Source organism: Yinghuangia seranimata, from assembly GCF_029953285.1.
Lineage (GTDB): Bacteria > Actinomycetota > Actinomycetes > Streptomycetales > Streptomycetaceae > Yinghuangia > Yinghuangia seranimata.
The window spans coordinates 1-23,313 of the sequence record NZ_JASAOI010000032.1 but is presented as its reverse complement, the minus strand read 5'-3'; the positions used below and the strand labels follow the sequence as shown (position 1 = coordinate 23,313).

Below are 23,313 nucleotides of genomic sequence, written 5' to 3'. Positions count from 1 at the left end.
CGCTACCTACGGGCCTGCCGCCCGTCCTGCCGTCTCCACACTAGCCACCCGACGCACCGCGGCCCCGGGAGGCGCCGTGCCGGTCCCGGGGTCGTGGGGCTGTCGCTCGTGTCGTGGTGTCACGCGGCCAGTCCCTGCTCGGCCGCCAGGTGCCGCAGCTCGACGAGGGCCTGCTTCTCGATCTGCCGGATCCGCTCGCGGGTCAGGCCGAGCTGCTTGCCGACCTCGGTGAGTGTGTGCTGCTTGCCGTCGATCATGCCGTAACGGGCGCGCATGATCGTCGCCGTGCGGCCGTCCAACCGGCCCACCAGGTCCGCGATCTGGCTGCGCTCCATCTCGGCCAGCGCGACGTCCTCCGGCGTGACCGGGTCGGTCTCCTGGACCAGCTCGCCCAGTTCCGTCTCGCCGTCGTCGCCGACCGGGCTGTCCAGGCTGATCGGGTCGCGCGCCCAGCCGAGCACGTCGGCCACCCGCTCAGGGGTCGACCCGAGGACCTCCGCGATCTCCGGGAAGTCCGGCTCATGGCCGTGGTCGCGGGCGAACTCCCGCTGCACGCGCCGGATCTTGCCCAGTTCCTCGACCAGGTGCACCGGCAGGCGCACCGTACGCGCCTGGTCGGCCATCGCGCGGGTGATGGCCTGGCGGATCCACCACGTCGCGTACGTGGAGAACTTGAAGCCCTTCAGGTAGTCGAACTTCTCGACGGCGCGCACCAGTCCGACATTGCCCTCCTGCACCAGGTCCAGGAACGGCATGCCACTGCGCGGGTACCGGCGCGCCACCGACACCACCAGGCGCAGGTTCGCGCGAATGAACTCGTCCTTGGCCCGTCGGCCTTCCTCGACCAGTGCCCGCAGCTCGTCCTCGGTCGCGCCCTTCGGCAGGGCGCCCTCCTCCAGCAGCTGCTCCGCGTACAGCCCGGCCTCGATGGCCTGCGACAGCTCCACCTCGCGGGCGGCGTCCAGCAGCTTCGTCCGGCTGATCTCGTCGAGGTACACACCGACCGTGTCGCGCTCCGCGTCCGCGGCCTTTCGCGTACGCGAGGCGGCCACCCGATCGGCTCCCTGACGGGCAACGCCCCGTGTCGTCGGCATGCTCTGACCCTCGCTTTCCATAGCGTTCGTCGTAAATCCCCAACAAGCGAGCAACCGGTGATATTCCACCCACGGGTGTACGCTCGAAAGGTTGGCCTGCGGCCGGTCGACGTCCCGCCTCTGCGCCCCCACGGCGCACACGTCCGAGTAACGGCCGGGCGCCCCCAGGTGTTCCACCACCACCCCCCGAACCCGGCAGACGCCCGGGAGCGGATTCGGTGGGACGCTGCCGCTACGCCGTAATGGGTACCCCGGCCAACCGACGGGAGTCCTCATCCACGTCCCGGACACCGGACCGCCCCGGCTCGGCGCCCGCCTTTACCGCGCCGTCGAGCCGGGTAGGTCACTCATGATCCTTCCTGGATCGCCCGCAGCGATGCGGCCAGGCCGAGAGCACCAGCCGCACGACCGCACCCAGGTGAAAGACGGTGCAGAGCCATGGCAGGCGAGAAAGACATCATTCGGGAGCTGACGGACGACCATCGCGACGTCGACCACATGTTGGACTCGCTCGACGCGGCGCCCCACGGGGACCCCGAGCGCAAGCGGCTGGTCAACGCCCTGACCGTCGAACTGGTCCGGCTCGCGATGGCGGAGGAGGAGTCCCTCCACCCCGCCGTCCGCAAGCACCTGACCGACGGCAAGGCACTCGTCGACAAGGAGGTCCACGACCTCGGCGCGATCGAGCGCACGCTCAAGCAACTGGAGAACCGCGACGCGGACGACCCCGACTTCGACCGTCTAGTGGCCGAACTCGAGGACGAGGTCACCCGCCACGAACACGAGGACGAAGAAGGCCTGTTCGTCGAACTCCGCCGCAGCGTGTCCACCGAGGAACTCGCCACCATGGGCGCCGACGCCCGCCGCGCCATGGCCCACTCGGACGACCACCCCCACCTGCACACCCCCGACACCCCGCCCGAGTACGAGTCCCTGTCGATGGCCACGATCGAATTCGTCGACCGCATCCGCGCCCTCCTGCACGGCCACATCAGACCCCAAAAGGCCTGACCGCGCACGGGCCCCGAAAACGACTTCGGCCCAGGTCAGAGGGCGTCTGACCTGGGCCGCGTGCTGTGCCCCAGGCAGGATTCGAACCTGCGACACCCGCTTTAGGAGTTCGCCCGGAACGCCATCCTCACGGGTCCTGGCCTCGCTGCGGCGGCCGCCGGCAACCACCCGGATCCGCCCGTGTGTGGGCCTGTTGATGTCGACTGGTGATGTCGGAGCCCTGGTGCTGAGCGGGGCTGACGCACGTCACGCTGCGGGCTGAGGGGTGGTTCCCTCCTCGGTCGGGCATGCCTGCACGGACCCGGGTTCCCGGAGGGGCGCAACGGTCACAACGTGACGCTTCGCGCCTGCCGTTGCGCCCCTCCGGGGTTCCGGGTACGCCTCCGGTGACCGACCGAGGAGGGAACCACCCCGGACCCCCACCACACCCGATAACCGCAGCCTCCGCGCCGGCGCCACCCTCCGAGGGAGGGCCGGGGTTTGGGGCAGAGCCCCAAGTGCTTCATGCCCGCCGCACGCTGCTCTGCGGCCCTCCGGCGGCCGCCGGGCGGGACCGGCGCTTGCGCCGCACGCCCGGCCGGCGAGTCGCCGGCTAGGGCCGCGCGGCGCGCTTGAACACGTAGGGAAACTCTTAGCTCACCTTCACCGGCCGAACGCTGTCGTATTCCGGGTGATGCTTGACGCAACGGCTTCGGATGATGCTTGACGATGTCGCCACACTGTTACTTGGCTAGTAGGCGCAGGTGGGAGCTGACGCTGTCAGGCTCCGGCCAACCGAAGGGGGATGACGGTGCAGCGGTGGCCCGAGGGATCCGAGGCCGATCCAGAAGCGGCGCGGGAGCGGTACAACTCCGACATGCGGGCGACGCGCAAGGCGTTACGGGAAGTGGTGCGTGCAGACTTGCCCACTGCACACTTTGGTCTGGGAATTGTGTTCGTTGCCAGTGCGGCCGTGGGCTATTTCGCGGGTCCCGCCGCCGGTGCCCTCGTGGCTGGTGCCTTCGGCGCACTGTTCTTCGGAGCGCTAGTGGTCATGTTCCTGCGGGGCATCCGAGGCATGGACGCGGCGCGCCGGGCTTACCTCTTCACCTTCGGATGGGCGAACTGGGTCTAAGCACTGGCCGGCGCGTCCTAGGCCAGCCGTCAACCATCACATGGCACTAGACACCGTTGGCGTGATCCGAGTGCGTCGACCGCGGTGCCCGTAGGCGTCGGAACAGCAAACCTCTACGGTGGACAGCATGGGTACTGACCTTGACGTGATCACGGACGCCGCCGAGTTGGCGGGGCAACTTCTGCCACCGCTCGGGGACCGGTGGGCACACGTCCAGGCAGTCGCCAAGAAGGCTGAGGCCATCGCCGACGCGGTGCCCGAGGGTGACCGTGATCTGCTGGTGGCCAGTGCCTGGCTCCACGACATCGGCTACGCGCATGATGTCCGGACGACGGGCTTCCACCCGTTGGATGGATCCCGCTTCGCCGAGTCCCTCGGCGCCAGCCGACGGCTGTGCTGCCTGATCGCGCATCACTCGGGAGCCGTCTTCGAGGCTGAACAGCGCGGGCTCAGCGTCGAACTATCGGCGTTCGAACGCGAGGACGGTCCAGTCCTCGACGCACTGATCTACGCGGACATGACCACCGGGCCACAGGGCCAATCACTGGACTTCGAGGATCGTATTGACGAGATCCTCGTCCGCTACCAGCCGGGCGACCCGGTTCATCAGGCGATCACGAACGCCCGGCCGTACCTGCGCGCCGCGGTCCATCGCACCGAGGAACGGCTAACCGATGTACGGGGCAGGGCGACCTTCTAGGTAGTGGTCGATACGCATTCGCATGGACGGGTGAATGCTCAGCTCGGCGAGTCGCTCGACGGCAACGAACTCGACTTCCTTGGTCTCGCTGCTCGTCGTCAGCGTCCCGCCCAGGAGTCGGGTGGTGAAGCAGACGCTGAACTGCTGCCGGACCTCGCCGTCGTCGTACGCCATGACGTGCCCCGGGTTCGTGTAGATCCCGATGATGCCCGTCACCTCGACGTCCATCCCGGTCTCTTCCTTCACCTCGCGTACGGCCGCGTGCGAGATGGACTCGCCGAGGTCCATGCCGCCGCCTGGAAGGGCCCACAGGTCATTGTCAGTCTTGTGGACCAACAGGATTCGGCCCTGGTCGTCGGTCGCCACTGCCGTGACCGACGGGACCAAGCTGTTCGCCGCCGGCGCGTTCGGATCGTTCAGGTAGTCGATACGGCCCATGGCCTCAGCTTGTCACGCTTCGAACTGCACTGTCGTCGCGCCGTCCCAGACCTGATCGAAGCTCTTCATGTAGTGCCCGAACACGCGACCGCCGGGCACTTGCCGCAGGTGCAACATGGGGTTCTGCCCCGCCGGGGCGCCGTATACGTGTGTGTTCACCAGCGCGTCACGGTCGAAGCGGTAGATCGAGTTGTAGAGCACGGTGCCGTGCAGCTTGACCGTGACCCCGGGCGCGCCCATCGCGGGTCGCAGGTACTTCAGCGCAAGCCGCACCCTGGCCGCGAGGTCATCTCCGATCCCCTCTTCGTCCCCGCGGGCCCGAACAGCCGGGCTGTCCGGATCGCCGAGCAGGATGCGCACCTGCGTCCCCGAACTACCCTTCGCCGCCAAGACGTCCGCCAGGTCGGGACGTGTGTCGGACAGGAACAACCCCGCGAACGCCAGGAGATCGATGGAGTCCTGAGCGCCGTCGATGAGCGCCGACCACAACGGCGCCGGGACGGCTCCCCGGTGCGGGTAGAGCTTGACCAGTTCGGTCTGACTTGCGGACAGCGTCTGCGGGTTGTCCTCGACGCTTGGCCACAGGTAGACCTCGTCCGCGCCTAAGAAGCTGCACGTCTTCATGCGGTGCGCCCGGTGAGGGACGCGTTCCTTGGTGATCCACCGCTCAACGGTCTTCGGATCCACTTCGACGTGCTGTGCGAGATCGCTGACACCAATTCCCTTGGCGACAAGAGCATTTCGCAGGCGTTCGTTCGCCATGTCCACGCACCCCCGAGTGACGTAGGGACGTTTTCAAGGTAGCCGAAACGTCCCTAGGCGTCCATAGCGGAGGTCCCTTCGTCCCCGCCGCTGGCGGTCTCCTTGTGGTGTCGGAAGAACAGCTCGAACTCCCAAGGAGACAAAGGTGCCTGCTTTCCCGGTGGACACGACGGCGGCGACGATGATGCTCGCGATGCCGCCCGTGCCGAAGATCAAGAACAAGCGCACGAAGGAGCAGGCGGCCGACTACGAGACCGGCGAGCTGCTGATGTCGGTGACGGTGACGTTCATCTACGACGATTCGGCGGAGCTGCTGACGGTGACCGTCCCCGAGTCGGGGATCGGCGAGGGCCTGGCGCCGGGATCGCACCTGACGATGTCCGGCCTGGTCGCACGGTCGTGGGAGATGGAGAACAACGGCACCAAGACCAGCGGGATCGCGTTCCGCGCGGTGGCGGTCGTGCCGCTGGCGCTCGTCGGACAGGCGGCCTGAGCCATGGCGTCCGACGTGACCGTCGCGTTCGAACTGGCCGGACTGTGCTCGCCGCTGGTGACGTACGGCGTGTGGCGCGTCCGCTACCTGGTCGGCCTGGCGCCGGAGGAGCGGGCGGGGCTGCGGCTGGCGCGTCGTGCCGAGCGGACGTGGGTCGAGCTGGCGCAGAGCCTGGGCCTGAAGTGGGAGGAACCGACTGCGGGTAAGCGGGATTTCCGCTGGATGTCCGACCCGCGTCTGCCGCAGGGCCGGATGCCGGCGGTCGAGGTCCCGAAATTCCGGGCGCGGCCGATCGCTGGAGGCTTCACCGCCCGGGTGGGCACGCTGCCGGGCATCGGACTCGCGGAGGTTCAGAAGCAGGCAGAGCACCTGCGCAACGCGTGGCGCTGCGAGCGGGTGACCGTGGAGCAGGACGTCCCCGGGGTGCTGAAGGTCCGTGCGGTGCTGACGGACCCGCTGACCGAGCCGTACGTTCCCGAGCGGCGGACGTCATGGGCCTGACGCGGGTGCTGCTGGGCCGCGACGAGTCGCGCGAGGTGTCGTGGCTGCGGCTGTCCGGGGTTCCGGGCATGACCGTGGTCGGGCTCCCTGGGTACGGCAAGACGCAGTTCGTGATGCACCTGGTCGGTGAGCTCGCGCCATGCCCGTACGTGCAGTTCGGGTTCATCGACGGCAAGGGCGGCCCGGACTACGACGACGTGGCCGACCGCGCGTTCGCGCACCTCGGGGACGACCTCGGCGCGGCGCTCGAACTCGTCGAGGGCATGTACGAGCTGATGCAGGACCGGCAGGGCGCGATCCGCGCGCACCTGGACGTCAAGAACTTCTGGCACGTCGGGCCATCGCGGCTGTGGCCGCTGGTGGTGCTCGTGATCGACGAAGCGCACACCTTCTTCCACACCGGCCGCGGCGTCTCGCGCGCCGATCAGGAGGCCGCGCACAAGTTGATCTGGATGGTCGAACAGCTCGTCAAGAAGGGCCGCAGCGTCGGGTTCTTCACGGTGCTGCTGACCCAGAAGGGCACCGGCGACGCGATCCCGACACAGATCAGGGACGTGTGCCCGGCGAAGGTCGCGTTCGCGGTCGCCACCATGGAGGCGGCGGACGCCGGCCTCGGCTCGGCGATCCGGCTCTACCCGGACGCGCACCCGATCTTCCTCCAGGACCCGAAGTACATCGGGGTCGCCACGACCGCGCTGGAGGGCCGCAAGGGCTTCGCCCGGGTCCGCATCCCACAGGTCGACGAACAGCACGTGGCCCAACTCGCCAACAGCTACCGGCACTTGGCGACTGAACCGCGCGACCTGTTCGACCTCGCGTGCGGCGTGCTCGACGCCGGCGGCTCGGTCCTCAAGCCCGTGTTCGAGGGCACCGCCGCCTGACCTTCGCGGCTGCCCGCACCACCCGCCCCCCTACGGCCGGCGTGACTGCCTCACGCCACGTCCCTACCCGACCCATGCCCGGAACCGACCGACACCAAGGGGGAACCCATGCCCGACCGTCCAACGCCCCGCGAAGTGAGCGCCCTGATAAGGGACTTGCGTAACCATGCGATCGACGGGATCGGCGACCGCGCCGCGCTGATGGACCGCAAAGCCGACCTGTTCGAGCGCATCGCCGCGAGCGAACCCGGAAACGCGGAGTACGCCGACGTCGCCCGTGGCGCCCGCCTCCAAGCGGACGAAGCGAACGGCCGACTGCCGTGACCCGCGCGACCCGTAAGCCCCGCACTCCCGCACCCGCGCCGGAACCGGTGCCGTGCTCGATGTGCGGCGGCGAACAGGCCACCACCGCACCAGTGTTGGTCGGCAGGTCCCGGCGTCACGTCGCCGATCAGAACGGGCTGTGCCTGCACTGCTGGGGCACCGGCACCGAACCCGCGCACGACGACGCCACCCGCCCCTGACGGGAGGAAACCCCATGTCCTTCGCAAGTCTCGGCGGCGGCCTCTTCGGCGACGACGGGCCTCAGATGCAGTCCCTCGGCGGCTGGCTCGCCGACAGCGCACGTGGCCTGCTGGCCGACGGGTTCACGACCCAGTGCCGCGATTGGCTCGTCTCCCGGCCGGCACGCCGCCAGCCGGTCAAGGTGCAGTCCCTCGGCGGCTGGCTCGCCACGGGCACCGCGATCGCCCCGGGCCCGGCGGTGCGCTGCTGCACCGACCCCGATTGCCCGCACCTGCCCAACCTCTAACCCCGGCCTCACGCCGGAGAAAGGACACCTGCCATGCCCTGCAAGAACTGTGGTGGCTTCCCCGTGGTGGTCACCACCCACGGCACCAAGCACTGCCCCACCTGCCACGGCACCGGACACACGGCCGCCTCGTGAGCCTCCGCGACTGCACCCGGCAGCCACCCCCGGTTCAACCCGTTTGGCGCGCGAGCGACCTGGACGACCACTGTCCCGGCTGCGGCTGGCTGGGCCGTGACTGCGTGTGCGACATCCCCGAGGAATGCGGGCGCTGTGGCTGGCATCTGTCGCGCTGCGCGTGCTGGCAGGAAGACCCGCACGCCGACTAGCTCCGCCCCGGCCGGGCGCCCCAAACCGCCAAGTCCGAGCGCCCGGCCGGGCCCCCAACCACCCAACAAGGCAGAGGAGAACTCCAGTGAACACCACCACCCCGAACACCCACACCCTGTGCCGCGGCTGCTCCGGCACCGGCACCCGCATGCGCGGCTTCATCCGGATCACCCTGCGCACCTGCCGCATCTGCCACGGCGACCGCTACACCGTGGCGGTGACCCGGTGAGCGACGCGGACACTGCGTGGTGGATGGACGCGCTCCACGACGCCCAGCGCACCCTCGACCTGGCAGACGGCGCCCGCACCTACATCCACACGCCCGGCGTCGACTTCGACTTCGCCCATGTCGTGCTCGACGGGCTGACCCAGCCCCACGACGCCAACGGACTGCCGGACTGGGACCAGTACCCGCCCGCCGGCCACGGCTTCCCGGCGGTGAGCTGACATGACCGGATCCGGCTTCTTCGACCGACACCCGCGCAACTTCCGTGCTCGCGTCCTGGACGACGCCGACCGCACCGCGCGGCTGGCGTTGGACTTCAACGAGTACGAACTGATGTCCGGGCGTGACCGTGCCTTCTCCGACGTCATCTTCGAGGGGCTGACCCCGCCGCTCAACGCCTTCGGGGAACTCGACGCCGACGCCTACCCGCCGCCCGGCCACGACTACCCGACCGTGGGCTGAGATGGCCGGCCCCGTCCTGGACTGGCACAGCCCCGAGCACTGGAACCACGGCACCACCGAACCGTGCGTCGTGTGCGGCGAACCGACCTTCCTGCTGTCCGACCGTGGCATCCCGTGTCACAAGGTCTGCGCCGAAGCGTGGTTCGCCGACCACCCCGCCGCCGTGCCCGAACCGTCGTCGCACGGTCGCTGGCGCTGATCCACCGATCTCGGTACGGCACCGGCCGGCCACCCACGCCCCGGTGCCGTACCGCACCATCCCAACCCACTTCATGGAGTTGCCATGCCCGCGACCGACCCGGCCGCCCGCCACATCCGCGTCCGCCTGCTCGGCACCGACCCCGACACCCTGACCCGCGCCGCCGAACTGCTCGCCACCATCGCCGACACCGGCCCCGTCTCGGCCTCCTACGCGAACCGGCGCGGCGACGGCCACCGGCTCTACCTCGACCTGTACCTGCCCGCCGACGACCCGGCCCCCGGCGGTGCCCCGTGACCGGCCCCGGCCCGCGCATCGGGTCGCTGTGCAGTGGCTACGGCGGCCTCGACCGCGCCGTGACCGACGTGTTCGGCGGACACGTGGCCTGGCACGCCGACAACCACCCGGCCGCCGCCCAGGTGCTCGCGCACCACTGGCCCACCACACCCAACCTAGGCGACATCACCGCCGTGGACTGGACCGCGGTGCCCGCCGTGGACGTCCTCGCCGGCGGCTTCCCCTGCCAGGGAAACAGCGTCGCCGGACAGCGCAAGGGAACCCGAGACGAAAGGTGGATCTTCGATGCGATCCTTGCCGCTGCTCGCGACCTTCGACCACGCCCCCGGCTGCTCGTGCTCGAAAACGTCCCTGGGCTGCTCACTGTCGAACACGGCGACGCTATGGCCCGAGTCGTTCTCGGACTGGCCGCCCTCGGCTACATGGGGGCCTGGCGGACTGTCGCCGCTTCCGACATCGGCGCGGCCCACCAGCGACGCCGGGTCTTCCTCCTCGCCTGGCCTGCTGCCGACCCCGGCGGCCCGCGACTGGCGCGGCGGCGGACAACGCGGCCAACTCCCCACCACGGTGGCGACGCTCGCGGGCTGACCCTCCTGCCCACCCCACGCGTGTCCGACACCAACGGCACCGGCACCCACGGCACCGGCGGCATCGACCTGCGCACCGCCGTCACCACCCTGCTCCCCACCCCACGCGCCACCGACGGCACCAAAGGCGGCCCGAACCAACGCGGATCGGCCGGCGAACCCGCGCTGTCGGCGGTGGTCCAGCCCGAACGCTGGGGCCGCTACCTGCCTGCGGTACGCCGCTGGGAACACGTCACCGGCCACCCCGCCCCCGCCCCGACCGCCCCGAACCGCGACGGGCAACCCCGGCTCGCCCCGATGTTCGTGGAGTGGCTGATGGGCCTCGACCCCGGCCACGTCACCGCCGTGCCCGGCCTGTCCCGCACCGCCCAACTCCGCCTGTTGGGGAACGGCGTCGTCCCCCGGCAGGCCGCACACGCCCTCGACCTGCTCACCCGGGAGATGCCATGACCGCCCGCCTGCGCCGCGTCCGCTTCGATCCGCTCCTGGTTCAGGCGGCGATCGCCGGCGCGCTGTCGTTCTCGCACCTGCACGACATCGCCCAAGCGGCCGGACAGTCCGGCTGGCAGGCATGGGCCTACCCGGTGTCCGTCGACCTGCTGATGGTCGCCGCCTGGCGCCGACTGCTCGCACACCGCACGCCCGGCGCCTGGTTCTGGTTCGTCGTCGCGCTCGCCGCATCCCTCGGCGCGAACGTCGCCACCGCCGGACTCCTCGACCTCCACCACCCACCCGCGTGGCTCCGGCTCATCGTCGCCGGATGGCCGGCCCTGGCGTTCCTCGGCGGAACCCTCCTCGTCCACCGCCCCGCGCCCCCGCCCGCAGAGGCTCCGGCGTACGTCGAACGGTCCACCCCGGTCGAGGTGTTCGCGTCGGTCGACGACGTGGAGGAGAGCGCACCGGACATCGCCGGGGAACCACCCGCTCTCACCGCCCCGCCCGAACCCGCAGACGCTCCGCCCGACCCGGCCCCGGCAGTGCCCGCGGCGCTGGTCGCCCACGCCCGCCGGATCGCCGACCAACACGAGCAGGCCACCGGCCAGCCGATCGCCGCAGACGTGCTGCGCGCCCGCCTCGGCGTCCCCGCGCCGCTGCTCGCCCAGATCACCGCCCAACTCGGCACCGCATGACCGAAGGGAGCACCACCCCCTTGCCCACCCCACTCGCCACCCCGCCCACCCTTGATGAGGAGACCTGGCGCAGCCTCGCCCGCACCGCCCGCGACGGCCGCACCCCCGGCCTGTTCCGGCAACTCGCCCGCCTCGGAGGCTGCACCGACCCGATCCGCCTCGACGGACACCGCGCCGACTTCGACGCAGCAACCGGGGAGATCCTGCGCACCCTGCACGGCGGAGACCTCGCGGCCGGAGCGCTCATGGTCCGCTGCAACAACCGCCGCGCCACCCGCTGCCCGGCGTGCGCCGAGACGTACCGGCAGGACACTTACCACCTGATCACGGCCGGACTCGCCGGCGGGAAGGGCGTCCCGGCTGAGGTCACCGCCCACCCGCGCGTGTTCGCCACGCTGACCGCGCCGAGCTTCGGACCCGTGCACAACCGGCCGGACTCCGGCCGCTGCCGGTGCGGCATCCGCCACGACGATGGCGCCCCCGAACTGGGCACCCCGCTCGACCCGGACACCTACGACTACCCCGGGGCCGTGCTGTGGAACGCGCACGCCGGGGCGCTGTGGGCCCGGTTCACGATCGAGCTGCGGCGCGCGCTCGCCGCGTCGCTGGGTCTGACCCAACGTGGCGGGGCCGGCGTCATCCGCCTGTCGTACGCGAAGGTCGCCGAGTACCAGCGGCGCGGCGCGGTCCACTTCCACGCGGTCATCCGCCTCGACGCGGGCCCTTGGATCGCCGGCGACGACATCGCCCCGCCGCCCGGCGCGCTCACCACCGACACCTTGGACGCGGCGATCCGCACCGCCGCATCCCGGGCCCGCGTCGCTGGCCCCGGCGCCGACCTCGACGACCCGGGTCTGCCCGACGTGTTCCGGTTCGGGACACAGGTCGACGTACGCCCGATCGCCGGGGCCGCGTTCGAGTCCGGCCCGGTCACCGACCGCGCCGTGGCCGGCTACATCGCCAAGTACGCCACCAAAGGCGCCGAGACCGCCACCGGCACCCTCGACCGCCGCCTACGCCACCTGCGCGACCTCGACCACCAGGACTTGACCCACCACGCCCGCCGCCTCGTCGTCACGTGCTGGGAGCTGGGCGCCCGGCCCGACCTGGAACACCTGCACCTGCGCAAGTGGGCCCACATGCTCGGCTTCCGCGGCCACTTCTCCAGCAAGTCACGCCGTTACAGCACCACCCTGGGCGCACTGCGCGCCGCCCGCGCCGCCTGGCAGGACGCCAGGAACCGCGCCGCCGCCGAAGCGGCTGGCCACCCCCTGCCCGACCCGGACACAACACTCGTCATCGCCCACTGGGCCTACGCCGGCCACGGCTACACCGCTGGCGAATCGCTCATCTCCGCATCCCTCGCCCGAACCCGCCAACTCGACCGCGCCGCCGCCCGCGAAGCACTCGCCGACCAGGAACAGGAGGACTGACCATGCACGACGAACTTCTGACGGTTCCGGAGGTGATGGCCCGCCTCCGTCTCGGTCGCTCGAAGGTGTACGACCTCATCCGGAGTCGCCGCCTGACCTCGGTGAAGATCGACGCTTGCCGCCGTATCCCGGCTTCGGCGCTGGACGCGTTCATGTCGGTGCTGCTTGAGGAGGTGGCCTGATGCCCGCGAAGCGCAATCCGAACGGCGCCGGCACCATCACCAAGCGCAAGGATGGCCGGTACCAGGCCGCTGTCTACGTCCTCCAGCCGGACGGCACCACCGCCCGCAAGTTCGCCTACGGGCACACCTGGGCCGAGTGCGACGAGAAGCGTCAGGAACTGATCGCGAAGAACCGCAAGGGCATCCCGACGCCCACCCGCTCGGCGAAGCTCTCGGAGTGGCTGCCGTACTGGCTCGACAACATCGTGAAGCCGCGCCGGAAGCTCTCCACGTACGACAAGTACGAAGCACAGGTGCGCCTGCACCTGGCCCCCGGCCTCGGGACCAAGCGTCTGGAGGCACTGAGCGTCCAGGATGTGCGGCGGTTCCTCGTGCGGCTGGAGAGGCAGACGACGGCGGCCACCGCGAAGGAAGCGCACCGCGTGCTGCGGACCGCGCTCACGGCGGCATGCCGCGAGGAACTGATCACGCGGAACGTGGTCTCGCTGGTCGAGGCACCGCGCCCGGACGCACGTGAGATCACTCCGTGGTCGCTCGACGAGACGCTGACGTTCCTGGAAGCCGCTCGCGGCGAGTCGCTGTACGCCGCCTTCGTTCTGGCGATCACGATGGGCCTGCGGCGCGGCGAGATCGTAGGCCTGAAGTGGGACCAGGTCGACCTGGAGCGCCGGACCCTGCGCGTCGCCAAGCAGACCCAGAGGCGGCGCGGTGTCCTGTACGACGACGATCCGAAGGGTCGCCGCCGCCGTACGATCCCCTTGCCCGCGATGTGTGTGGCTCCGCTCCGGTGGCAGCGTATGCGGCAGGCGGACGCCCGGCGCCGTGCCCTGGCCGACAAGACCGGGGCGGGCTGGCAGGAGAGCGGCTACGTCTTCACCACGCGCACCGGGCGGCCGGTCGAGCCGCGCAACCTCTACCGGGCCTTCACGCGGGTGGCCGAGGATGCCGACCTGCGGGTCATCCGGCTCCACGACGCGCGGCACGGCTGTGCCACGCTGCTGACAGCGGCCGGCGTCCCGCCGCGTGTCGTGATGGAGATCCTCGGACACAGCCAGATCAGCATCACCATGGATGTCTACACGCACGTCGTGCAGGACACGCAACGTGAGGCGATCAGCCACATGGATCGCATGCTCAAACGCAAGCGGTGATGTCAAACGCAGATGTCAAACGCCCCGGGCCATGATCGGCTCGGGGCGTTTTGGCTTGTGCCCCAGGCAGGATTCGAACCTGCGACACCCGCTTTAGGAGAGCGGTGCTCTATCCCCTGAGCTACTGAGGCGGGACGTGGGACAGGGTAGCGGAACGGTGGGGTGCGGTGCCTCGGCGTTTGGGGGCGGGTGGGTGGGCCGGACGGGTGGCTCCGGTTGCGGGGTGGGGGAATGGCGGCTGTGGTGGTGGGCAGGGGTCCGTAGGAGAGGACGGGACCATGGGCACGGTGCAGCGGCCGGAGCAGGGCGAGAACGAGGTCGCGGAGTACGACGAGGTCGAGGAGGCGGCGGAGCATTCGCGCGCCTCGCACGGTGTGGAGAGCGGGTTCAGTACGCGGGCGCTGGTCGTCAGCCTGGTGGCGATTCTGCTGCTCGTGACGCTGGCCGGGCTGGCGATGTGGGCCGGCGCCAGCTTCTCCGGCGGGTCGCCGGGGACCACCGCTCCCGCTAAGTAGGCGGCTGTGGGATGTACCCGGGCCGGGCAGTGGCGGCGGTTGTGGCCGGGCCCGGGGTTCGGCGTGCTCTCGGGACGGGTCAGCGGGTCTTGGGGAAGGCCGCGCGCAGGGGGGCGCTGCGGGTGATGACGGCTACGGCGACGACGGGGAGCATGCAGAGGGTCTGCATCGCGGCGTACCAGGGCGGGCAGACGCCCGGGATCACGTCGACGCCGATGATGGCGATCGGGATGATCACGGAGATGGCGGAGATGCGTTCGAAGGCGCGCCGGGAGCCTCGGGAGGCGGAGACGGTGAGCCGGTGGAAGAGCAGGGTGACTGCGGGCAGGAGGCAGGCCCGCACCCACATGAACGTGTTCACCATGTGGCCGCTGGCCGCTACCGCGATGACGGCCAGGAGGGCGGCGGCGGTGAGCGCGCCGTAGATCTTGATGCTGGTGGTTGCTGTGGCGAATGCGCTTTGGGTGCGGGGGTCGGTGACGCGGGTCGCTTCGGTGGCGGTTGCGGTGGCGGTGTTGGTTTCCATGGGTGCAACGCTATGAAGTGCCTGGTCAGCGCGGTATGTGCCTGAGCGCACGGGGCGGTGGGGGTAGCCACACTCGTCGGCGTGGTCGGCTGGGTCGGGGGGGTGGATTACCGTTCGCGGCGGGCGGGTTCGGGGCGGCAGACTGCCGGGATGGGTGATTCCACGGGGCTCGGGGACCGGATGAAGGGGTACGAGGCCGCGGCGCGGATGGTGTTGCCGCAGCGGACGTACACGGTCATCCGGGTGGACGGGCGGGCGTTCCACACGTACATGCGCGGGGCGCGGAAGCCCTTCGACGACGAGTTCATGGCGGCCATGGACCGGGTCGCGGAGGCGTTGTGCACGGAGGTCGGCGGGGCGGCCTTCGCGTACACGCAGTCGGACGAAGTCTCGGTGCTGGCCACGGACTTCGCCGCGCCCGGGACGGAGCCGTGGTTCGGCGGCGTGGTCGCGAAGCAGGTGTCGGTGGCGGCGGCCGTCGCGACGGCGGAGTTGAACGCGCAACGGCCGGGGAAGCGGGCGTTGTTCGACGCTCGGGTGTTCACGGTGCCGGACGCGGTCGAGGCGGCGAACTACTTCCTGTGGCGGCAGCGGGACGCGGTGCGCAACAGCGTCTCGATGGCCGCGCAGGCGTGCTTCTCGCAGCGGCGCCTGCACGGGGTTTCGGTCGGCGGCATGCGCCAGCTGTTGCTGGACGAGGCGGGCGTCGACTGGGGTGCCTACCCCGAGGGCTGCAAGCGCGGCCGGGTCGCGCTGCGGCGGAGCGGCATGCGCGAGACGACCTGGGTCGACCGGCGCACGGGTGTGACGAACACCGCTGTCGTGGAGCGGAGTTGGTGGATCAGCGAGGCCGCGCCGGAGTTCAGCGCCGCGGCGGACGGGTGGCTGGCGACGCGGATTCCGTCGCCGGGGAGGGTGAGGGAGTAGGGGCGTCGCGGGGGGGCGTCGCGGGGGGCGTCGCGGGGGGGGTGTCGCGGGTTGCTTCGAGGTCATGCGGAATGCGGTTCGTCGAACGCCTGCGTGCCCACGGCCGCGAGGAACGCCAGTCCGGTCTGGTCGGCCGTCCCCGGGGCGGCCGAGTAGACCACCAGGCGCAGCGAGGACCCGGCGGCTTCGAGGACGTCGCAGTCGAGGTGGAGTCGGCCGGCCTGCGGGTGGTCGACGGTCTTGCGCTGCGCTGTGCTGGTGGCGATGTCGCGCTGGGCCCAGAGTTCGGCGAAGCGTGGGCTGAGGGACTGGAGTTCGCGGACGAGGGCGGGGACGGCCGGGTCGCCCGGGAAGCGGGCGAGGCTGGCCCGCAGGTCGGCGACGGCGCCGGCCTCGAAGGCGGCGCGTTCCTCGGGGGTTCCGGTGAGCCGGGTCGGGCCGTCGGCGAAGTGGCGGCGCAGGACGTTGTGTTCGCCGTCGGCGCCGGTGGCCAGGTCGCCGAAGAGCGCGACGGCGAGCGGGTTGGCCAGCACCACGGTCCAGGTGCGGTCGACGGCCATGACTGCGGCGTCGCCGAGTCGGTCGACGATGCGCTGCAGGCCTGGGGTGATGTGCGCGGCGGCGTGGCCGACGGCGGGTGAGGCGTGCCCGGCGAGCCGGTAGAGGTGGTCGCGTTCCTCGTCGGTGAGGCGGAGTGCGCGGGCGAGCGGCGCCAGGATGGACGTCGAGGGCTGCCCGGCGCGGCCCTGCTCGAGCCGGGCGAGGTATTCGACGGACAGGCCGGCGAGCGTGGCGAGCTCCTGGCGGCGCAGGCCGGGGGCGCGGCGCCGGGGGCCTTCCGGGAGGCCGACGGCGGCGGGCGGGAGGCGGTCACGCCAGGCGCGGAGGCAGGTTCCCAGGTCGTCGTCGTGGTGCATGCGCTCATTCTGGCGCCGGGCGCGGACGGGAGGGTCGCCCTGTGGGTGCCAGCATCAGCCGGGCCTCCTTCCGGTCCGGCCCGCGCCACAGGCTGGGTTCCCTGAGCCGCGGTGGATCGGAGTCCGCGGACGACGGAGGGGACGAGGTCCGCGATGACCGACACGACGATCGGAACGACCACAGAGGACGCTGGGAACACCGGGACCGCCGGGAACACCGGGACCACCGGGACCGACGCGTTCCGTACCGCGGTCCACGCCGCGCCCCGGCAAAGCGCCGCTCGGCCCTCCCCCGCCGCCGCCGACCAGCCCCTCCTCCGCCCCGTCGACCTGGCCGGCCTGCGTCTCGCCAACCGCGTCGTGATGGCCCCGATCACGCGCGCCCGCGCCGCCGACGTGAGCCTGGCGCCGACCACGCTGCACGCCGAGTACTACGCGCAGCGGGCGAGCGCGGGCTTGATCGTCACCGAGGGCACGTGGGTGAGCCGGCAGGCGATCGGCTTCGTCAATGTCCCGGGCGTGTACTCGGAGGAGCAGGTCGCGGGTTGGCGGCTGGTGACCGACGCCGTGCACGCGCGGGGCGGCCGGATCGTGCTCCAGCTGTGGCACTCGGGTGCAGCGTCGCATCCCGACCATCTCGAAGGGGCGCTTCCCGCAGGGCCGTCCGCGATCGATCCGCGCGAGAAGTCGTTCACGCCCGAGGGCTTCAAGGACACCGTGACGCCCCGGGCGATGACCGCGGACGACATCGCGGCGACGGCGGCGGACTACCGCACGGCATCGGCGAACGCGCGCCGCGCGGGCTTCGACGGTGTCGAGCTGCACGCGCTCGGGGCCTTCCTGCTCCCGCAGTTCCTCAACCCGCGGCTCAACGTGCGCACCGACGCGTACGGCGGGGACCGCGCTGGCCGGCACCGGCTGCTGCTCGACGTGGTGGACGCGATCGCCCAGCCGTGGGCCGGCACGGACGGCGTCGTCGGCGTGCGCCTGTCCCCGTACTGGTCGACCGGCGACCGGTTCGTGGCCGACGAGGAGACGCTCGCCGACTACGAGGCGTTGGTCGCGTCCCTCAACGCGCATCCGGCCGACTACCTGCACCTGCGCGGCGAGATCCCCGTCGGGCCGGGTGCCGCACCGGACTTCGCGGCGTTCGCGCGCTTCCGGCGGCTGTTCGACCGCTTGTTGATCGCGAACGTGGGGTTCGACCAGGCCTCCGGAAACGCCGTCGTCGAGGCCGGGGTCGCCGACGCGGTGTCGTACGCGACGTACTACATCTCCAATCCGGACCTGGTCGAGCGCTTCCGGCACGGCCACCGGCTCGCCGACGGCGACGAGGCGACGTACTACAGCGGCGGCGCGGCGGGCTACACCGACTACCCCGCCGCGGTCCCGGCCGGGTAAGCGGGAGTTTTTCGTTGGAGTCGGGCGCCTGCGGCCTCCTACAGTGCTTCGGAAGTCGGACGTCGTGAGGGGCAGGCAGGCCATGGTGCGGGTGCACTATCCGCGTACGCCGCACGTGCCCTGGTCCCCCGGGGCGTCGGCGGACGACGTGCGGGCCGGGGACCTGGCGGGGCTGGTCGGGCGCGAGGTGGTCGTCACCGAGAAGCTCGACGGCGAGAACACCACGCTGTACCGGGACGGAGTGCACGCGCGTTCGCTGGACTCGGCGCATCACCCGTCACGCGCATGGGTGAAGGCGTTGCAGGGCCGCATCGGCGGGGCGATCCCCGACGGCTGGCGGGTGTGCGGCGAGAACATGTTCGCGCGCCACTCGATCGCGTACGACGACCTGCACAGCTGGTTCTACGGCTTCTCGGTGTGGGACGGCGAGCGGTGCCTCGGCTGGGACGAGACCGTGCGGTTCCTGCGCCGCGTCGGCGTGCCGACCCCGCCGGTGCTGTGGCGGGGTGTGTTCGACGCGCGGGCGTTGGAGAAGCTGAAGCTGGACACCGCCCGGCAGGAGGGGTACGTCGTCCGATCCGTCGAGGGCTTCCCGCGCGGGGAGTTCGGCCTTCGGGTCGCCAAGTGGGTGCGGCCGCGGCACGTACAGACCGACACGCACTGGATGTTCGCCGAGGTGGTCGAGAACGGCCTCGGCGCGGGCGCCCCGTTGTGGGCGGTGCGTTCGGGTGCGGAGCCGGACCTGGACGGGCTCCATGCGGCGTTGGGCTTCGGCCCGGGCGATCCGCGGCTGTTCGGCGCCGACGCGCCGGACGCATCGGTGGTCGCGGCCCGGGTCGCCGACGCCGCCGCGCGCCTGGACGGCATGGCCCGCACCGGCGACGCCCGCCTCGCGGGGGTCCTGGCGACGCTGCTGCACGACGCCTACCGCGGCCCGCTGGCCGCCCGGCTCGCCGCGTCGCTCGGCATGCCGCTCGCGCGCCGGATCGCCGATCTGGTCGGCCTGCACGCCGTGGTGCACCAGCCCTACCCCGACGAGCACCGCAGGTCGGGGCTGGCGCGCATGGCGTTCGCCGCCGATCTGGGCGTGCTGCACGCCGCCGCGCACGCCGCGTTGGCCGGCCGCACCGACGCCGAAGCAGCGGCCGCGCGCGAGCAGGTGGAGTGGTCGGCGCTGTACGCCGAGGACGCGGGCCTGCTGGGCGAAGCCCCGCTCGCGCCGCTGCGGTCCGGCATGCGTACCGCGCTCGCCGACCTGGACTCCGAGGCGGCGGACCGGTGTTGGGCGGAGGCGCGCGAGCTGTACGTGGCGGGCCGCATCGCATCCTTCGCGGGCACGTCCGGCACGTCCGGCACGTCGGGCGCATCCGGTGTGCCAGGCGCGTCGGCCGCCGCCGAAGGAGCAGACCACGACGCCGCCGTCGCCGAAGCCGTCGCCGCGACGTGGCGCTGGCGTTCCGGCGATTTCCCGCGCCTGATCCACCTCGTCGGCCCGTCCGGCAGCGGAAAGAGCCGTTTCGCCAAGGGACTTGCGGGCGTCGAAACGTACGTCGCGATGGACGACCTGCGCGAGGACCGCGGGGAACGCGCCGACCAGCGCGCCAACGGCGATGTCCTGCGCCAGGCCCTCGACCGGCTCGACGCGGCGCTCGCCCGAGGCGGCACGACGGTGTGGGACGCGACGTCCCTCAACCCGCAGCAGCGCGGCATCGTGCACGCCGTCGCCAAGCGCCGCGACGCGTTGGTGACGCACGCCGTGGTGCTGGTCGACGCCGACGAGGCGGCGCGCCGCAACGGCTCGCGGGCACACCCTGTGCCGCCGGGTGTTTTGGCCGCGCAGCTGCGTCGTTTCGTGCCGCCGTATCCCGGGCACGCGCACCGGACCTGGTACGTCGGGGCGGCGGGCACGGTCGACGACACCGACGGCTCGCTGTTCGCCGGGGCGGCAGGCGACGTCGACGGCACCGGGAGCGGGTTCTGATGCACACGAGCGAGGAGATCTACAACCGGGTGCGCTGGGACCCGCGGTTCGACCCGGCGCGTTTCGTGCTGGGCGTGAGCCGCCGCGGGCTGGAGCCGAAGCGGGTGCCGCTGCCGGCGTTCGTGCCGGGCGGCGACATCCCGTGGCACCGCATCGTGTTCATCGAGGCGGACGGGGAACGCGTGTGGGACCGCGCGTCCGGCATCGACATCGTCGACTCCTCCCCCGCCGGTCGTGTGCGCGATCCCCGACTGCTGCGCGCTCCGTTCTTCACCGCGACGCGGGTGTACGCGTGGGCGGTGTCCGGAGTCTGGCAGCCCGTCACCGACGAGCCGACCGTCGCCACCGGCGCCACCGGCGCCGGCGGGCCGATCCGGCTGCTCACCTGGAACACCCTCTGGGACCGCTACAACAGCGACCGCATCGACACGACACGCCGCCGCCCCGCCCTGCTCGCCGCGCTGGAGGAGGCCGACGCCGACGTCGTCGCGCTCCAGGAGGTCGAGGCCGACCTGCTGGACCTGCTCGGCCGGACACCGTGGGTACGCGCCGCGTACACGATGACCTCGGACCCGACCCGGGCGGCACGCTCCGGCATCGACGACACCGGCCTGCTGATGCTCAGCCGCCTGCCGGTGCGGGAGGCCGGACGGCTCGACCTCGGCCCGCACAAGGCCGCGCTCGCGGTCGCCGTGACGACGGCGAACGGGCCTCTGGTGGTCGCGAACACCCATCTGACCAGCAACCACACCGACGGCGGGGCCGCGCGCCGCGAAGCCGAACTCACCCGAATGGCCGAGGCGTTGGCCGACATCCAGGGCGATGTCGCGGTGCTGGGCGACTTCAACGACGGGACGGCGCTGCCCGCGACCACGCTCGGACTGCGCGACGCCTGGACCGAGGTCCACGGCGAGGCCGACCAGCGCCCGACGTTCGACCCCGTCGGCAACCCGCTCGCGGCGATGTCCTCGCTGAGCGGCCGCGCGTCCCGCCTCGACCGGGTGCTGGTACGCCCCGACGGGCCGAAGCCGGTCACGGCCGTGCTGCGCGGCGACGCGCCGGACGCCGAAGGGACGTACGTCTCCGACCACTTCGGCGTCGAGGTGGTGCTGGTGCCGGAGGGGGACGCCGTGACCGCGACCGATGTGCTGGACTCCGCGCCGACCGCTCGTACCGCGGTGGCCTGGTTGCCGCCCGGCGAACTGTGGCCCGCGATCCAGGAGTTGCGGGCCAAGCACGACCCACGCTTCGACCGGTGGCCGCCGCACGTCAACGTGCTGTTCGGCTTCGTGCCCGAGTCGGACTTCGACCGGGCGGTGCCGCTGCTCGCCGAAGCAGTCGCCGACGTCGAGCCGTTCGCCGCGCGGTTGGACGGCGTGCACACCTTCGGACACCGCGACGACGCCACGGTGTGGCTCGACCCGGCCGGGCCGGACGACGCCCCGTGGGCGGGGCTGCGCGACGCGCTGCACCGCCGGTTCCCCCGCTGCCGGGGGCGCGACGAGGGCTACACGCCGCACCTGACCCTCGGCCGCAGCCGCGATCCGCAGCGGACCGCCGCCGAGTGCGCGGCCCGGCTCGGACCGGGGGCGGCGATCCGGGTCGGCGAGTTGGCGGTGCTCTCGCGACGCGGCACCGAACCGATGAGCGTGCGTGCGACGGTCGCGTTGGGCACCGGCGACGTGCGGTGGGTCGCGGACGAGGAGGCGTGGGACCGGCCGACAACGGTAGAAGCCGCCCCTCGCGCCGGGACGGACGTCACCGCCCTCGTACGCCGCATCACCGACGCGCTGCCAGACGCCCGCGTCCATGTCGTCGGCTCACGCCGGATGGGATGCGCACTCGCCGGATCCGACCTCGACCTCGTCGCGGCCCTGCCCGGAACGGTCGACATCGCGGACGTCCAGGCCCGCATCGCCGCCGCGCTGCCCGAGGCCACACGGTTGCGGCAGGTCCCGGCCGCGCGCGTGCCGGGTCTGCGGATGAGCGTGGCCGGGCGGGACGTCGACCTCATCGTGGTGCCGACCGGCGACGTGCCCGTGGACGAGGCCGTCGCGCGCCGGGCCGACATCGGCGAGGCCGCCGCGCTGGCACTCAGCGCGGTCAGCGACGCCGACGCGGTGCTGGCGGCCGTCGGGACGGAGGACCACGCCGCGTTCGCGCAGCTGGCGCGCGCCGTGAAGACGTGGGCCCGGGCCCGCGGCCTCGACGCGGCCCCGTACGGCGGCCTGAGCGGCCTTGCGTGGACGGTGCTGGCTGCCCGAACGGTCCTAGAGACGCCGGGAGTCGCCCCACCCGACCGACTGCGTGAGTTCTTCGCGACATGGGCCGCGTGGGACTGGCGCACGCCCGTCGCCCTCGCCCCGACCGCCGCACCGCCGACCGCGGAGCCCGCGCCGCAGCCGGGACCGGTCGTTGTCCTCACGCCGACCGAGCCCGTCCGCAGCTGCACCGCGCAGGTCAACGCGGCGGGACTCGCTCTCCTTACCGACGAGCTGTACCGCGCTTGGGAACTGCTCGACGGGACAAGCGGCACCGACGCATGGCCCGAAGTGACCGCGCCGCCACCGCTCCACCGACGCCACACCGCATGGGCGGTCCTGACCGTGCGGCCCGCCGACGGAGAAGACCTCGACCGGACGGCAGGCCGCGTCCGAGGACGAATGCGGGCCCTGCTGACCGCACTCGACGAGGCGGGACTGCGCAACGCCCACGCCTGGCCACGACCGTTCGACAAGGGCCCGGCGCACGTCCGCTACGCGATCGGCCTGGGCCACGACCCGATCGACGCGGCAAAGCTCGCAGAGATCGCGAGGCCGTGGCTGCGGGGCCTGCCGGGGGCCGAGGTGGCGTGGGCGGCGAACGGGGACGTGCCGACGTTGGCCTGACCTGGCCGAGGGGTTGGCCTGGACCGCGGCGGCGGCGCGCCGTCGATGTGCGAGCGAGCCGCCATCTGCGTTGTAGGCCTCGCCTGTTACGGCGTGGAAGTCTCCTGCCATGCACCGTTCCTGACCTGGCTGCGGGCGGCGTGCTGGCGCCCCTCCCGACTTTTGATGGTCCGCGCGGCCGAACGGCTGTCAAGCCGCGATGGATCTTGTGCGAACAGGTGGCCTGTCGCGTGCTGGTGGGGGCGGCTTGACAGCCGCCCGTCCGCGCAGACAACCCGGCAGCTATCGGGAGGGGCGCGGGGTGTGAAGGCGCTTTGGTCGCGTTGGTCGTGCCGGGCTGCGGTCCCAGCGTGGTGGGC

Annotated in this window: 28 protein-coding genes and 1 tRNA gene; 23 read left to right on the top strand and 6 right to left on the bottom strand. The window is 71.8% G+C overall.

Going from position 1 to position 23,313, the window contains the following annotated elements:
* Positions 1–119 precede the first annotated feature (119 nt).
* On the bottom strand, positions 120–1,094 hold the full coding sequence (locus QI554_RS21685) for a sigma-70 family RNA polymerase sigma factor (protein WP_281471836.1): 975 nt from the start codon (positions 1,092–1,094) through the stop codon (positions 120–122).
* A 438-nt stretch (positions 1,095–1,532) separates the two neighbouring features.
* Between QI554_RS21685 and QI554_RS21680 the strand changes: the two genes are divergently transcribed.
* From QI554_RS21680 to QI554_RS21670, 3 genes are all read left to right on the top strand, one after another.
* Positions 1,533–2,105 carry a hemerythrin domain-containing protein gene (locus tag QI554_RS21680; RefSeq protein WP_281471835.1) on the top strand — a complete coding sequence of 191 codons (573 nt, stop codon included), beginning with the start codon at positions 1,533–1,535 and terminating at the stop codon, positions 2,103–2,105.
* A gap of 784 nt (positions 2,106–2,889) precedes the next feature.
* On the top strand, positions 2,890–3,219 hold the full coding sequence (locus QI554_RS21675; protein WP_281471834.1) for a hypothetical protein: 330 nt from the start codon (positions 2,890–2,892) through the stop codon (positions 3,217–3,219).
* Positions 3,220–3,346: 127 nt separating this feature from the next.
* Positions 3,347–3,919, top strand: coding sequence for an HD domain-containing protein (locus QI554_RS21670; protein WP_281471833.1), 573 nt, complete (start codon positions 3,347–3,349; stop codon positions 3,917–3,919).
* Here QI554_RS21670 and QI554_RS21665 read toward each other — a convergent pair.
* Positions 3,887–4,357 (bottom strand): NUDIX hydrolase, encoded by a 471-nt coding sequence (locus QI554_RS21665; RefSeq protein WP_281471832.1) that lies wholly within the window; start codon positions 4,355–4,357, stop codon positions 3,887–3,889. The genes QI554_RS21670 and QI554_RS21665 overlap by 33 nt on opposite strands.
* 12 nt (positions 4,358–4,369) lie before the next feature.
* Positions 4,370–5,119, bottom strand: coding sequence for an XRE family transcriptional regulator (locus QI554_RS21660; RefSeq protein WP_281471831.1), 750 nt, complete (start codon positions 5,117–5,119; stop codon positions 4,370–4,372).
* A 145-nt stretch (positions 5,120–5,264) separates the two neighbouring features.
* Between QI554_RS21660 and QI554_RS21655 the strand changes: the two genes are divergently transcribed.
* From QI554_RS21655 to QI554_RS21585, 15 genes are all read left to right on the top strand, one after another.
* The gene (locus QI554_RS21655; RefSeq protein ID WP_281471830.1) at positions 5,265–5,612 is read left to right on the top strand and encodes an SCO3933 family regulatory protein; all 348 of its coding nucleotides are present in this window, start codon (positions 5,265–5,267) and stop codon (positions 5,610–5,612) included.
* A 3-nt stretch (positions 5,613–5,615) separates the two neighbouring features.
* On the top strand, positions 5,616–6,113 hold the full coding sequence (locus QI554_RS21650) for a hypothetical protein (protein WP_281471829.1): 498 nt from the start codon (positions 5,616–5,618) through the stop codon (positions 6,111–6,113).
* On the top strand, positions 6,104–6,994 hold the full coding sequence (locus QI554_RS21645; RefSeq protein WP_281471828.1) for an FtsK/SpoIIIE domain-containing protein: 891 nt from the start codon (positions 6,104–6,106) through the stop codon (positions 6,992–6,994). The genes QI554_RS21650 and QI554_RS21645 overlap by 10 nt, the downstream gene beginning before the upstream one ends.
* A 156-nt stretch (positions 6,995–7,150) precedes the next feature.
* Positions 7,151–7,318: a hypothetical protein gene (locus tag QI554_RS21640; RefSeq protein ID WP_281471827.1), complete on the top strand. Its 168-nt coding sequence runs from the start codon at positions 7,151–7,153 to the stop codon at positions 7,316–7,318.
* A gap of 214 nt (positions 7,319–7,532) precedes the next feature.
* Entirely contained in the window at positions 7,533–7,805 is a 273-nt protein-coding gene (locus QI554_RS21635; RefSeq protein WP_281471826.1) for a hypothetical protein, read from the top strand.
* Positions 7,806–8,217: 412 nt separating this feature from the next.
* Entirely contained in the window at positions 8,218–8,361 is a 144-nt protein-coding gene (locus QI554_RS21630; RefSeq protein ID WP_281471825.1) for a hypothetical protein, read from the top strand.
* Positions 8,358–8,579 (top strand): hypothetical protein, encoded by a 222-nt coding sequence (locus tag QI554_RS21625; RefSeq protein ID WP_281471824.1) that lies wholly within the window; start codon positions 8,358–8,360, stop codon positions 8,577–8,579. Before QI554_RS21630 ends, QI554_RS21625 begins: the two co-directional genes overlap by 4 nt.
* 1 nt (position 8,580) lies before the next feature.
* On the top strand, positions 8,581–8,820 hold the full coding sequence (locus QI554_RS21620) for a hypothetical protein (protein WP_281471823.1): 240 nt from the start codon (positions 8,581–8,583) through the stop codon (positions 8,818–8,820).
* A gap of 1 nt (position 8,821) precedes the next feature.
* The gene (locus QI554_RS21615; protein WP_281471822.1) at positions 8,822–9,019 is read left to right on the top strand and encodes a hypothetical protein; all 198 of its coding nucleotides are present in this window, start codon (positions 8,822–8,824) and stop codon (positions 9,017–9,019) included.
* 84 nt (positions 9,020–9,103) lie between these two features.
* Entirely contained in the window at positions 9,104–9,316 is a 213-nt protein-coding gene (locus tag QI554_RS21610) for a hypothetical protein (RefSeq protein WP_281471821.1), read from the top strand.
* Complete coding sequence (locus tag QI554_RS21605) at positions 9,313–10,353, top strand: DNA cytosine methyltransferase (protein ID WP_281471820.1); 1,041 nt, start codon at positions 9,313–9,315, stop codon at positions 10,351–10,353. The genes QI554_RS21610 and QI554_RS21605 overlap by 4 nt, the downstream gene beginning before the upstream one ends.
* Positions 10,350–11,033, top strand: a complete 684-nt coding sequence (locus QI554_RS21600) for a DUF2637 domain-containing protein (RefSeq protein ID WP_281471819.1) — start codon at positions 10,350–10,352, stop codon at positions 11,031–11,033. Before QI554_RS21605 ends, QI554_RS21600 begins: the two co-directional genes overlap by 4 nt.
* Before the next feature lie 20 nt (positions 11,034–11,053).
* Complete coding sequence (locus tag QI554_RS21595; RefSeq protein WP_425528020.1) at positions 11,054–12,466, top strand: replication initiator; 1,413 nt, start codon at positions 11,054–11,056, stop codon at positions 12,464–12,466.
* Positions 12,467–12,468: 2 nt separating this feature from the next.
* Positions 12,469–12,648 carry a helix-turn-helix domain-containing protein gene (locus tag QI554_RS21590; RefSeq protein ID WP_281471818.1) on the top strand — a complete coding sequence of 60 codons (180 nt, stop codon included), beginning with the start codon at positions 12,469–12,471 and terminating at the stop codon, positions 12,646–12,648.
* Entirely contained in the window at positions 12,648–13,799 is a 1,152-nt protein-coding gene (locus QI554_RS21585) for a tyrosine-type recombinase/integrase (RefSeq protein ID WP_281471817.1), read from the top strand. The genes QI554_RS21590 and QI554_RS21585 overlap by 1 nt, the downstream gene beginning before the upstream one ends.
* A gap of 58 nt (positions 13,800–13,857) precedes the next feature.
* Here the strand turns inward: QI554_RS21585 and QI554_RS21580 are convergent.
* Positions 13,858–13,930 (bottom strand) — tRNA-Arg (locus tag QI554_RS21580).
* Between the two features lie 147 nt (positions 13,931–14,077).
* Here QI554_RS21580 and QI554_RS21575 point away from each other — a divergent pair.
* Positions 14,078–14,314 carry a hypothetical protein gene (locus QI554_RS21575; protein ID WP_281471816.1) on the top strand — a complete coding sequence of 79 codons (237 nt, stop codon included), beginning with the start codon at positions 14,078–14,080 and terminating at the stop codon, positions 14,312–14,314.
* Between the two features lie 79 nt (positions 14,315–14,393).
* Here QI554_RS21575 and QI554_RS21570 read toward each other — a convergent pair whose 3' ends face one another.
* Complete coding sequence (locus tag QI554_RS21570) at positions 14,394–14,840, bottom strand: hypothetical protein (RefSeq protein WP_281471815.1); 447 nt, start codon at positions 14,838–14,840, stop codon at positions 14,394–14,396.
* Positions 14,841–14,990: 150 nt separating this feature from the next.
* Here QI554_RS21570 and QI554_RS21565 point away from each other — a divergent pair, with 150 nt between their 5' ends.
* The gene (locus tag QI554_RS21565) at positions 14,991–15,767 is read left to right on the top strand and encodes a tRNA(His) guanylyltransferase Thg1 family protein (protein WP_281471814.1); all 777 of its coding nucleotides are present in this window, start codon (positions 14,991–14,993) and stop codon (positions 15,765–15,767) included.
* Positions 15,768–15,829: 62 nt separating this feature from the next.
* Here QI554_RS21565 and QI554_RS21560 read toward each other — a convergent pair whose 3' ends face one another.
* On the bottom strand, positions 15,830–16,684 hold the full coding sequence (locus tag QI554_RS21560) for a helix-turn-helix transcriptional regulator (RefSeq protein WP_281471813.1): 855 nt from the start codon (positions 16,682–16,684) through the stop codon (positions 15,830–15,832).
* Between the two features lie 153 nt (positions 16,685–16,837).
* On the opposite strand from QI554_RS21560, the gene QI554_RS21555 reads away from it, so the two are divergent.
* The 3 genes from QI554_RS21555 to QI554_RS21545 all read left to right on the top strand — a co-directional run bounded on the left by QI554_RS21555 (position 16,838) and on the right by QI554_RS21545 (position 22,954).
* Entirely contained in the window at positions 16,838–18,085 is a 1,248-nt protein-coding gene (locus QI554_RS21555; RefSeq protein WP_281471812.1) for an alkene reductase, read from the top strand.
* An 85-nt stretch (positions 18,086–18,170) separates the two neighbouring features.
* Positions 18,171–20,066: an RNA ligase family protein gene (locus tag QI554_RS21550; protein ID WP_281471844.1), complete on the top strand. Its 1,896-nt coding sequence runs from the start codon at positions 18,171–18,173 to the stop codon at positions 20,064–20,066.
* A complete protein-coding gene (locus tag QI554_RS21545; protein WP_281471811.1) occupies positions 20,066–22,954 on the top strand; it encodes a poly(A) polymerase in 2,889 nt (962 codons plus the stop codon). The genes QI554_RS21550 and QI554_RS21545 overlap by 1 nt, the downstream gene beginning before the upstream one ends.
* Positions 22,955–23,313: the final 359 nt, after the last annotated feature.